Source organism: Chlorogloea sp. CCALA 695 (genome assembly GCF_003003885.1).
Taxonomy (GTDB): Bacteria; Cyanobacteriota; Cyanobacteriia; order Cyanobacteriales; family Chroococcidiopsidaceae; genus Aliterella.
In genome coordinates this window covers 20,506-32,521 of sequence record NZ_PVWN01000023.1, presented here as the reverse complement: position 1 = coordinate 32,521, position 12,016 = coordinate 20,506, and the positions used below count along the sequence as shown (strand labels likewise).

The following is a 12,016-nucleotide window of genomic DNA, read 5'->3' as shown; positions in this document are numbered from 1 at the left end:
CTATTAATTCTAAACTCTTCAAAAATGCTGCTTGGGTTAAGGATTACACCTTTGGGTAAACCGATCGGATAGTGAGATCGCTAGCTTGATTGATGCAGGATATTGCCACTACGGCGGCATCATAATGAAAATTAGTTAGCCGATCGCATAAATTGCTTCCCGCTTTTTCTTCTTGGGTGTACTCATGTTTCAAACAGTTGACTAAGGTCACCCCGTTAAACCAAGTATTTATGTCTGACAATTCTGCTCAAGCATACCCTAAAGATTAGGTATCTTTATCAGTAAATTTAGCCAACTTATCTTGATTATCGTATTCTCCACACTGGTGGATCAGTTTTGCTACTAAACCAGTCCAGCCAGTTTGATGACTAGCTCCCAAACCAGCGCCATTATCACCGTTAAAATATTCATTAAAAAGAATTAGGTTGCGCCAATTTGGGTCAGTTTGAAACTTGTCTGTTCTCCTGTTGAAAGGTCGCTGTCCACAAGAATCTTGTAAGAAAATCCCCATTAGTCTTTGTGACAATTCTGTTGCTACTTCTTTAAGTGTCATCATTTGACCAGAACTAGTTGGACATTCTACTTTGAAATCATCACCCAAGTAGTGATAAAACTTTTGCAGGGATTCGATGAGTAGATAATTTATAGGAAACCAAATCGGCCCACGCCAGTTGGAATTGCCGCCAAACATTTCGGTGCTAGACTCAGCCGATTCATAATCCACTCGGTACTGTTTGCCATTAGTTTTAAAAATGTACGGATTTTCAGCATGAACTTTAGAAACAGAGCGAATACCGTAGGGGCTAAGAAACTCTTTTTCATCTAGCATTTTGTGTAGAATATGACGGAGTTTATTTTGCTCTTCGCTTCCCCCTGGTGGTTTAAAGCAAATTGCCAAAAGTCGCCGCTCACCAATTCCTGGGGTCTGAACGCAAGCGATTTTTTGTGTAAGGTCGTGGCGATTATCAAGAAACCATTGCGTCCGCTTTTTAAAGCCTGAAAGCTGCTCTAAAGTTTCTGGTTCCAAATTTGCGACAGCAAACAGGGGAATCAGCCCCACGAGGCTCCGAACTTTCATGGGGTATTGATGACCATCGGGGGAATGCAGTGCATCATAGTAAAAGTTATCTGCGTCATCCCACAGAGCTATTTCTTGCTGACCAAGACCGTCCATTGCATTGGCAATTCGGAGAAAATGCTCAAAAAACTTACTAGCAATGTCTTCGTAAGTTGAATTTTCTTTGGCTAATTCCAGAGCCATTGTCAGCATATCTAGAGAATACATAGCCATCCAACTTGTGCTATCTGCTTGTTCGAGATTTCCACCCGTTGGCAGTTCAGCACTACGGTCGAAAACACCTATATTATCCATGCCTAGAAAGCCGCCCTGAAAGATATTTTTGCCTTCAGTATCCTTACGGTTAACCCACCAAGTAAAGTTAAGTAGCAACTTTTGAAATACCCGTTCCAAAAATTGCTTGTCTATACGTCCATACATTTGTTGCTCAATCTGATACACTTGCCAAGTTGCCCAAGCATGGACGGGTGGATTAACATCACTAAAAGCCCATTCGTAAGATGGTAATTGACCGTTGGGATGCATATACCATTCTCGCGTTAAGCGACTTAGTTGACGCTTGGCGAAGTCTGGGTCAATCATAGCTAACGTAATTACATGGAAAGCTAAATCCCAAGTTGCAAACCAGGGATATTCCCATTTATCTGGCATCGATAAAATGTCGTCATTAAACAGGTGAATCCATTCTCGGTTCCTACCATTGGAACGCGAATTAGGCGGCAGTGGGCTATTAAGATCGCCTTTTAACCAATCTTCTACGACATAGTAATAAAATTGCTTACTCCACAACATTCCAGCAAATGCTTGTCGCTGTATATTGCGCTTGTCTGCTGACAACTCAAAAGGAGAGATGCGCTGATAGAACTCGTCAGCTTCTTTAATGCGATGAAGCCAAATTGTGTCAAAATCAGTATCGAATGGTTGAGCTAAATTTGATAATTCACTCAGTCGCAACCGGACTGTTTTAGTTTCGCCTGCACCAACATTTAATTGATAATGGGCTGAAGCTTTAGTTCCAGTTTGATTAAGATTAACTGCTTCTTTTTGCTCATGAACTAAATAATTATTAATTCCATCTTTGACATAAGGTGAAGCATTACTTACTCCAAATAATTTTTCATTGTTGGTTTCATTTTCTGTAAACAGCAGTTGAGTTGCAGCATCGCAATATAGCCATCGTTCGCCTAGAGTGGAATGAGATGCTTCTATGACGCTGAAGTCATGATCAGATTTGATAACTTTGAGCAAAGGTTTGTCATGTTCATTGCTCCAAGACCAGTAATTACGAAACCAGAGTGTCGGTAATAAGTGCAGGGTTTTTTCTTCAGAGCCTCGGTTGACGATGCTGATTTGAATTAGAATATCATCCGGTGAATTCTTGGCATATTCAACAAAAACATCAAAGTAACGGTCATTGTCAAACACACCTGTGTCAATTAATTCAAACTCTGGACTACTGCGATCGCGCTGATTATTCTCTGTAACTAATTGAGTGTAGGGAAAAGCTTCTTGGGGATATTTATAAAGACATTTCATGTAAGAATGCGTAGGGGTATTGTCTAAATAAAAGTAGTATTCTTTAACATCTTCTCCATGATTGCCTTCATTTCCTGTTAAACCAAACATCCTTTCTTTGAGGATTGGATCTTCACCATTCCAAAGCGCTAGAGCAAAACACAATCTTTGGTGATTGTCAGAGATACCAGCAATGCCATCTTCTCCCCAACGGTAAGCACGGGAACGAGCTTGCTCGTGAGGAAAGTAGTCCCAAGCTGCACCGTCAGGACTGTAATCTTCCCTGACAGTTCCCCATTGGCGTTCGCTTAAGTAAGGTCCCCAGCGTTTCCAGTGAGCAGTACGATCACGGTCTGCTGCCAGTCTTTGTTCTTCCGCAGTCATAGTTTTTTTCCTGAGTAATGTTTACCGATGGAACTTTGTTTTAGTGTTTGTGGCGCGATCACACTTTCAAATCAGTTTGCTCCAAATATTGACGAACTGTTAGCGGTTGAATGTGGGAATAACGAGAATTTTGGATATGGTCAAGTTTACCTCCACTAAATACCATCGCGGTTTTGCTCAAGCCCATACAAGTCACCAAAAAAGCAATTAAGTCTTAGTGTACCCTACTGCTTGTCGTTAGAGTTTCGCTAGAGTATTTTGTTATAAAATAGGTTATGAGAAATCATCATCTCAATGGCTATGGTAGAATAAAGACGTATTTTAGGAATTGGCTGTTTTGAACGAAAAAATAACGCAAATTGTCGCTGTAGATATTATTCCGAATGCAATCGCCCTTGAGCGAACCGCCGCGAAGTCTCCGATTGAAGAAGCTTGTCTCAATCCAGTGTCGGTTTATTTATCCCAGTTAAGTTCTTCGTCACGGCGGACAATGCGAGGAGCGCTAGAAACTATCGCCAAAATTGTCAGCGCTGGGAAATTTGATGCAATCAGCTTCCCTTGGGCATTTTCAGGTATCAGCACACTCAAGCTATTTACACGCAATTGAGCGAAAAATACGCATTTAGCAATGCCAACAAAATGATGGCTGCACTAAGTCGAGTGTTGGAAGAAGCGTGGAAGCTGGGGCAAATGTCGGCGGAGGACTATCACCGTGCAATCACCATTGAACGTAAAACAGGGCAAAGGTTATTGAAGGGTAGGGCTTTGAGCATAGGAGAAGTACAGGCTTTATTTCATGTTTGCGCCCAGGACTCGTCAGTAAAGGGCAGCCGCGATGCAGCGTTAATTGCAGTGCTGTATGCGGCTGGTTTACGGCGTTCTGAGATAGTAGCAATAGATTCGTCTGACTGGAATATGGTTGATAATTGTTTGACGGTGCGATCGGGTAAAGGTGATAAAGATCGGACGACTTACTTAGATGATGGAGCGACGGCGGCGCTGATGGACTGGTTGATTTGGCGGGGAGAAGAACCTGGGGCGTTATTTTATCCCACGCGCAAGGGGGGCAAAGTTGAACATTGAAGAATGACCGACCAGGCGGTATTGGATATTTTACGGCAACGGGGCTTGGAGGCACAAATTCCTTCTTTCTCACTCCACGATTTTCGCTGTAAGTCTCTGTCCAAGGCTATTAGGTAAAAGTAGGAGAAGGCGGCATTTATAGTCAAAGTCTATGTATCTTGATCGTGACACTCAAAAGACTTTAATTAGCCTGTACTTAGAATAGAAATAGAAGCAATTATTAAGCAGGAGCTATTTAGCAGTTTCAATATTATTGTAGAGGTCTTAGCAAACCGGGTTTAGATCCGCACCAGCAACGCAATATCTCTGCAATCGCGTTGAAGGTCTAGTAAATAAGTTGCGAATCTTGTTACTGTCGAGAATACCCAGTTTCTAAACGGAAAGCAATCTCCTGATTGATTTTTCCGTTGTCTTGGAGTAGCAGTATTAAAGTATATTATCGTCACCAGGGACAATCATCTAAGGTGTACTGCTATTTGCAATTGCTTCTCCTATTCTTTTTTAAGAAATCCTTTAAAATTGTCTAACTTAGTTGAATATTTTAATCCTCTCTTTTATCTTTCTTAAAAGTCTATTAACCTAATATTCATTTAATATTTACTCATCTCCCGTGTAGTTACGAGTTTGCAGTATTAAACGCTTGCAATCATTCAGTATTTTTACGGTAGCGCTTTTAAAATAATTGTTTAAGAATAAAATGGGCTAACCTTGATTATTTAACTGCTTCTATACAATTATATTTTTATTTTTAAGTATTATATTTTTAAATAAAACTTAGAGAATTGATGGCTAGCAAATAAATATGTTTTAAAAATACTTTAAAATAAGGACTTAGTATGTATCAAAACAATCTGCTCGAACTACATAAAATTACTAATAAAATTCCTGAGATAGTAATTATAGAACCACTTGACTCTTTAGAAGCCTGTTCAGCAATTCAGGCTTTGCACCAATGGAAAATTGTAATTTTGAAATTGAGTAAATTGGAGTTTGACCAGGCACAGCGAGTAGTAGACTTCATTATTGGTGGTACTTATGCCATCAATGGTCATAGTCAATTAATTGGCAAACAAACTTTCCTGTTTACTCCAAATTTCGTTCAGGTTATTAATCAATCAAGCGTAATTACAGTATAAAAAACCGCTCGTGTATTGAAATTGGACGCGAACTAATTAAATACTGCCATACTATACTATAGATAAAAGTTTTAAAGTGTGATCGCCTTATTCTAGGTTTAGGAAACGCTAAATAAACAGTAGTAGTGCTACTGTTTATCGCCATTAGTTGTTCCCATTATGAACAGTTAATGCGGTTTTTTTTTCGGATGAAAATAGCAAATATAGTTGGAGAAATCATCAATAACAGAACTTAAAGGAAAACTCTTTACAGACTTATCAAACCAAGACTAATTTTTACTGATGTTCACCTAATGAGTGCCGATTAAGATTTTTGATAATATAGATAACAGTTCCTTGTACTGCTGCTTGGAATAATTTTTACTAAGCTTTTCTTAAGCAATTCCAGCTAAATTAAGAGTTCCTAGACTTTTAGAGCAGAAGCTCCTGATTAGTTCGACTTGAATGCAAGTATAAAAAAACTAGGTGAAGATTTTGTGAAGAATTAATAGATCGTCCTCAAATGTGTCTAAAGTAGTATCGAACTGAAGTTAATTGCAACCAGACTGTCATAAAGGGTGTCGAATACTAAGTTATTTAACGGTCAGAGCTTCCGTTGCTGAAGATAACGTATAGCAGTATCAGCTATGTTCTACGGGCAGAGCATCACAACATAAGCGTTAATGTTTCTTTACACTCAGGACAAAGAAAAATACCGTAAAAATCCTTGTAGCTTGCGTCCTCCGCAGATACTGTTTTTCCTAAACCAATATGCTTGGCAAATTTCATAACAAATAGAAGAATATTTTAAGTTTCATTATCCCTGCCTATCAGTCAGTGATAACAGTAAAATCAAGTTTATGAGTAGGTAATTTCACTGGAAAACTACAATACTTGACGGGTAGCAACTGTATTAACAACTTGTCATACTCACAGTTCTTCCAAAACAGCTTTTAATTGGTAATAGTATTTCTGCTTTTTAAAAGCTGTTTTTAGTAACCGTATAGCTTTAACAAATTTTAGGTAGTGCGTCAAAACAATGTGGGATTGGTATAGCGAGGAGGCGATCTATCTTCTGAAACACTGGTATGGACTGTACCCTGAGTTGTGTTGCAAAACTTTCTTGTTGTCAATAGGTTGTAATAGTTGACAATTATATTCTATATTTAGTGTTTACTTATTTTTTAAGACCTATATGTGGAATGTAGCTGTCAATAACTGAGGACTATTGCGACTCAGTTATTTTTTGCAACACAACCTATCTGGGTTTATCAAAGAGCAGACAAAGCGAGGTTGGTCAGAGCATACTAATGAAGCAGAATACCAAGAGGCGGTAAAAATAGCGCGTTTCTTTTTCTTGCGTTTACAGGAGCAACTGCAATGGCGACCCAAGCGCTAGGCAGAGTATAGCGGTTTGTAACTTTTGCATAAAAAGCGAGAATTCTCTTTGCGGCAGGAGGCTAAGTATGCAGAGGTGTCAGTTAATACAGTACGTAAGGCAAAAGCAGTTTTGGAAGAACGAATCTGACTTAATATTAATTACTGAGTTATTTTTACAATACGCGCTTCTGCTTACAAACTAAACTCCATTTCTTCATGCTAAGACAAATGAGCCTCGCTCTAGATATTAAAGGGGCAAATCAGGTCAATCCCGTTTTTGCTCGCCATGAGACATTTCATCCCCGCTTTGGTTGGCTCAAAAAAGGTTTTGATGCCGCTAGTCGAGATGCCAGCATTTTTTTACAAGAAGATGCGCCCGTGCGCCTAGGCGTGGGCAAGAACATGGTCAATTCCATTCGTTATTGGTGTAATACGTTCAAAATTTTAAAAGAGGATAGTCCAACGGATTTTGGACAAAACTTATTAGGAGAAGAAGGCTGGGACCCGTTTTTAGAAGACCCCGCATCCTTGTGGCTTTTGCATTGGAATTTACTTAAACCAAGTTGCAATGCAGCAGCCTGGTACTATACATTTAACGTCTTTCACTCTGTAGAATTTTCACTCGATGAATTATTCAATGCCCTGTGCAACTACAGAGATAGTATTGCCCCTCGCATTGTGGACGCTTCCGTCAAAAAAGATGTCACCCTAATTTTGCGTATGTATGTTGAACAAGGAACCCTTGCAATGGCTGGCAAGAGCGAGGATAGTATAGATTGTCCTTTTGCTCTGATGGGGTTACTCCATACAGCCGGAGATGCTAGACATTACACATTTCGCGTCGGTGTTAAAAGGAATTTACCTGCACAGATTGTTGTCGCAGCTGCCCTTGAATATGCTAGTTCTGTGGGTAAACAACAAAGAACAATCTCTATATCTCGCCTGCTTTACGATATCGGTAGCCCTGGTATGGCATTTAAACTTTCGGAAAGCGCCGTCTGCGATGCCATCGAACAGGTAGCAAAGCAAACTCAAGAAATTGCTCTTTCTGACTCGGCTGGTTTAATTCAATTTTCCTTTACGTCTGAACCAGAAATACTGGCAAGAGATATTTTAGATAATTACTACAGGGGCAGACGAAGTAGGGCAAAAAATGAATAAGTCGCTATCTCAGTATTTCAGTCTTAATCGTCGCTATTCTCGTTCCATTAACCTAGAACGGGATTTGGAAAAAATTGAGGCAATAGTTGGTTACATTCCCACAGAGCGAAGTCTTGATGCCACTAAACGAATAATAGCCGGATTAACTGGAGTCTCTAACCATAGAGCTTGGACGTTGACGAGCGTTTACGGCACGGGGAAATCTGCTTTCGCCCATTTTTTAGCATCTTTGTGTGCGCCTCAAAGTAGTCCGATGCGTTCCAAAGCGTTAGAGATTGCGGCAACCGCCTTTGGTACTGATAGTGCTGATTATTTAGCATTAAAGGAAAAGTTGCCAAGTCAAGGTTTATTTCGAGCAGTGGCTACGGCTGGGCGAGAACCCTTGAGTAATACGATTATTAGAGCGCTGTATAGAGGAGCCGAACTGTTTTGGACACCGCAGCAACGGTCGAAATTGAGCGTTCATCGTTTGCTTGTAGACCTAAACGGAGATATTACAAACGGAGCAACTATAGACAGCCGCCGCATTCTTAAATTAGTGCAAGAAATAGCAACTATTTCCGAGACAAGCGTGCTGTTAATTATTGACGAACTTGGTAAAAATCTTGAATTTGCGGTTCAAAGTCAGGGGGCTGAAGATTTATATCTATTCCAGCAATTAGCCGAACTACCCCAAAGTAAAAACATTCAAGTTTATCTTTTTGGTTTATTACACCAATCGTTCGCTGACTACGGGGAAAGATTGGCTTCCGTACAAAAAAGTGAATGGGCAAAAATTCAGGGCAGATTTGAGGATATTTCTTTTAAAGATTCTCCGGCTCAGATGATCCGATTAATTGGGCAAGCAATTGATTCTACTGGAGCAGAAAAAATTCTTTGTACGATTAATAACCAAGCAGAAAAGTGGTTTGAACATTTACCAAGTGAGGTTACAGATAATATTACTGCCTCTGTTCTGGCGGCGGCTTACCCGTTGCATCCAATATCCGCGTTAGTGCTGCCTTTGTTATGTAGTCGCTATGCTCAAAACGATCGCTCTCTGTTTACATTTTTAACAAGTTACGAACCCTATTCGTTTCGCAATTATCTGGAGCAAACTGCTGTTGAGGGAGATATTTTGCCCACACTGAAGTTAGAGCGAGTTTATGATTATTTTATTGAAGCAGTGGGGATGGGTTTAGCTTCAAGACCCAATCATTCACGCTGGGTAGAAATTCAAAATTTAATTGCTGATGCCCAGCGACAAGATGTAGAGAGTCTGAAAGTTTTAAAGACGATTGGCATCCTAAACTTGGTGACGACTACAGGGTCATTAAGAGCAACGCGCTCTTTAGTCAAACTAGCCTTGTGCGATCGCGCTACGGATAGCAGTAGCAAACATTGGGAGCAGGTAGTTGAGAGTCTTTTACAAAAGGGTGTTGTTACTTCAAGGCGGCAGTTAGATGAGTTGCGAATTTGGCAGGGATCTGATTTCAACGTTGATGTAGAACTGACAGCTTATCTTGAAAAAGAAAGAGCGCCCCTTGTCAAGCTTTTATCTGATATTCGTCCTCTTACCCCAATGGTAGCTCAACGTCATAGCTATAAAACCGGGACGTTACGCTATTTTGAGCGCAGATATCTAGACGGATTGGAAGATTTGAATAAATTACAGTGTTCTTATCCAGATAGCGATGGATTAATGGGTTACTGGGTCGATAGGGAGTTTCCAAGTCAAGTTTCAGCTATGACCGCCGATGGAAAACCACTAATTATTGTCGAAGTGGCTAAACTCGATTTATTACAAATTAGAGCGCGAGAATTTGCAGCGTTGAAGAAAATTCAAACGAGCAGTTCTGAATTACAAACTGATGGGGTAGCGAGGAGCGAAGTTCGCTATCGTTTGGTTCAAGCTGAACAATTGCTAGATGAAACGCTCTCTTGGGCATTTGATGTGGCAGCAAATCAAAGTCGCTGTTGGATTGGTGGAAAGAAAGAAACCACCATCAGCCACATTACAGACTTTAATGCCAAGCTATCAGATATATGCGACGAGGTTTATAGCCAGGGTTTGATCCTCTGGAATGAGCTAATTAATCGCCGCACACTCACGAGCCAAGGTGCTAAGGCAAGACGAGAACTAATTGAGGCAATGCTCGAACATCCAAAGCAAGAAAAACTCTCGTTGCAGGGGTATGGTCCAGAAACCAGTATGTTTTTTTCTGTCTTAGGTGAGACAGGAATCCACCAAATTGTCGATGGAGACTGGGGATTTTATCCACCTCAAGAAGAATCTGGTGTTTTGACTGTCTGGCAGACCATTGAGGATTTTTGTTTACAAGCCAAGGAGAAACCACAAACCTTAGATAATCTCTACAAGCTTTTAGAAGCGCCTCCCTATGGAGTAAAACATGGCGTAATTCCGCTCCTGTTAGCGGCAGTTTTGTTGCACCATGTTGATGATATTGGGGTATACAAGGATGGTACGTTTATCGCAGTTTTAGGAGCCGAACATTTTGAACTACTGGTAAAAGACCCCTCACGCTTTGCGATTAAATATTTTGAAGTGGTAGGCTTGCGGGCGCAAGTCTTCAAAGAACTGGAATCAATTCTTCGCAAACAGGATGCAACCATTGCGCCAGAGGTACGAAACTCCACGCTGCTAATGGTAGTAAAGCCATTATTTCAATTCGTAAAAAAATTACCAGTTTACACAACTAAAACTAAGCGGCTCAGTCCGCAGGCGACGGCGGTGTTACAGACATTGCAGCAAGCGCAAGAACCAGATGAACTACTATTTACAGCTTTGCCCATAGCTTGCGGATTGTTACCAATTCAAGCGAGTGAAGAAACTTGCAGCACGACAACTCAAACGTTACGAAAGAAACTCATTTCAGCACTACATGAGATTCAAACCGCCTATGAACGCTTGCTAAGTGAGTGTCAATCCCTTCTTTACAATGCCTTTGCCGTCCGCACTGGTGAGCAAAAGCTGCGAGAGGATTTACGGGTGAGAGCAAGTTATTTGTCAGGGCAGTGTTTGGAACGTCGTCTTAAGAGTTTCGTCCAAGCGGCGGCGGATGAAACCGTAGCAGATAAAGAGTGGTTAGAAGCACTGGTAATGATTGTTGCAGATAAACCTGCTGAATCTTGGACAGATGAGGATGTCACGGGGTTTGAAATTAAACTTTCGGATTTGGCTAGGCGGTTCAAAAATTTAGAGGCTTTACAGAAAGATGCGGAAACCCGGACAGGTGATGGATTTGATGCACGAAAAATCACCATAACGCGCCCAGATGGGCAGGAAATTCACTCTTTGATTTGGTTTGATCATGAGCGCAACGATCTAATTGATGGTGTAGTTGAAGAAGTTTTGGGAATACTAAATAAACACGACAATTTGCAATTACAGCAAGCTGTCGTTGCCAAGCTGACGGAAAGGATTTTGAGGTTAGGATCTCAAGATAAGCTTAGTCAAATGCAAGCAAAGCCTCAAAATCGAAAGGATGAACAAGAAATTGGTTAGACACATTCTCGGTCTATCGGGGGGAAAAGATAGTACAGCCTTGGCTATCTTCATGCGTCAAAACTACCCAGAACTAGAAATAGAGTATTTTTTCTGCGATACCCACAAGGAACTGCAAGAAACTTACGACTACCTAGAGCGAATTAAAGCGCGTTTAGGCATCAAAATCAATTACCTTGAAGCAGCGCGTGGGTTTGACCACTGGCTTGATGTTTACGGCGGGTTCTTACCTTCACCGCAGATGCGTTGGTGTACAAAACAGATGAAAATTATTCCCCTAGAAAAGTGGGTAGGTGATGATGAGGTCATTAGTTACGTTGCTATTCGGGCTGACGAACAGAGGGATGGCTACATATCAACCAAAACGACTATCACGCCAGAGTACCCTTTTAAAGAACACGGACTGGTTAAGGCAGACATTCTGCGTATTCTTGAAGAAAGTGGTATTGGGTTGCCCGATTACTATCGTTGGCGCTCTCGGTCAGGCTGCTATTTTTGCTTCTTCCAGCGCAAGTATGAGTGGGTAATGTTGGCGCAAGAGCATCCTGACCTATTTCAAAAAGCTGTTGCTTACGAGCAGAATCACCGGGACGGTAGAACTTACACTTGGACACAGGGCGAAACACTGTTGGAACTAATAGAACGCAAGGAGCAAATTATTACTGAACACAATAAGGCAATGACTCGACAAGCAAAAGAAAAGCCCAATCAGCCCTTAGCAAATGCGCTAGATAAGGTGTTAGACGATGAAGATGATACTATGCCCTGTTTAACGTGCTATTTGTAGCGGTAGGA

At 41.0% G+C, this 12,016-nt stretch carries 10 protein-coding genes; 7 read left to right on the top strand and 3 right to left on the bottom strand.

From position 1 onward, the window contains the following. Positions 1-43: 43 nt before the first annotated feature. Genes C7B70_RS25935 through C7B70_RS28360 form a run of 3 tightly spaced genes read right to left on the bottom strand, consistent with a single transcriptional unit; the run spans position 44 to position 3,164 of the window. A complete protein-coding gene (locus tag C7B70_RS25935) occupies positions 44-241 on the bottom strand; it encodes a hypothetical protein (protein ID WP_146134043.1) in 198 nt (65 codons plus the stop codon). 24 nt (positions 242-265) lie between these two features. Then, a complete protein-coding gene (locus C7B70_RS13480; protein ID WP_106369554.1) occupies positions 266-2,977 on the bottom strand; it encodes a glucosidase in 2,712 nt (903 codons plus the stop codon). Positions 2,978-3,035: 58 nt separating this feature from the next. Continuing rightward, positions 3,036-3,164: a hypothetical protein gene (locus C7B70_RS28360; protein WP_255409336.1), complete on the bottom strand. Its 129-nt coding sequence runs from the start codon at positions 3,162-3,164 to the stop codon at positions 3,036-3,038. A gap of 150 nt (positions 3,165-3,314) precedes the next feature. On the opposite strand from C7B70_RS28360, the gene C7B70_RS13475 reads away from it, so the two are divergent. The 7 genes from C7B70_RS13475 to C7B70_RS13450 all read left to right on the top strand — a co-directional run bounded on the left by C7B70_RS13475 (position 3,315) and on the right by C7B70_RS13450 (position 12,008). After that, positions 3,315-3,584 (top strand): hypothetical protein, encoded by a 270-nt coding sequence (locus C7B70_RS13475; RefSeq protein ID WP_106369553.1) that lies wholly within the window; start codon positions 3,315-3,317, stop codon positions 3,582-3,584. Continuing rightward, positions 3,581-4,060 carry a tyrosine-type recombinase/integrase gene (locus C7B70_RS13470; protein ID WP_106369552.1) on the top strand — a complete coding sequence of 160 codons (480 nt, stop codon included), beginning with the start codon at positions 3,581-3,583 and terminating at the stop codon, positions 4,058-4,060. The genes C7B70_RS13475 and C7B70_RS13470 overlap by 4 nt, the downstream gene beginning before the upstream one ends. An 836-nt stretch (positions 4,061-4,896) precedes the next feature. Then, the gene (locus tag C7B70_RS13465; RefSeq protein ID WP_106369551.1) at positions 4,897-5,196 is read left to right on the top strand and encodes a cell division protein SepF; all 300 of its coding nucleotides are present in this window, start codon (positions 4,897-4,899) and stop codon (positions 5,194-5,196) included. 1,225 nt (positions 5,197-6,421) lie between these two features. Then, complete coding sequence (locus tag C7B70_RS26355; RefSeq protein WP_158260491.1) at positions 6,422-6,574, top strand: hypothetical protein; 153 nt, start codon at positions 6,422-6,424, stop codon at positions 6,572-6,574. A gap of 209 nt (positions 6,575-6,783) precedes the next feature. Next, on the top strand, positions 6,784-7,716 hold the full coding sequence (locus C7B70_RS13460) for a DUF4007 family protein (RefSeq protein WP_233220928.1): 933 nt from the start codon (positions 6,784-6,786) through the stop codon (positions 7,714-7,716). Further along, on the top strand, positions 7,709-11,221 hold the full coding sequence (locus C7B70_RS13455) for a hypothetical protein (protein ID WP_106369549.1): 3,513 nt from the start codon (positions 7,709-7,711) through the stop codon (positions 11,219-11,221). The genes C7B70_RS13460 and C7B70_RS13455 overlap by 8 nt, the downstream gene beginning before the upstream one ends. Next, positions 11,202-12,008, top strand: coding sequence for a phosphoadenosine phosphosulfate reductase family protein (locus C7B70_RS13450; protein ID WP_106369548.1), 807 nt, complete (start codon positions 11,202-11,204; stop codon positions 12,006-12,008). Before C7B70_RS13455 ends, C7B70_RS13450 begins: the two co-directional genes overlap by 20 nt. Positions 12,009-12,016: the final 8 nt, after the last annotated feature.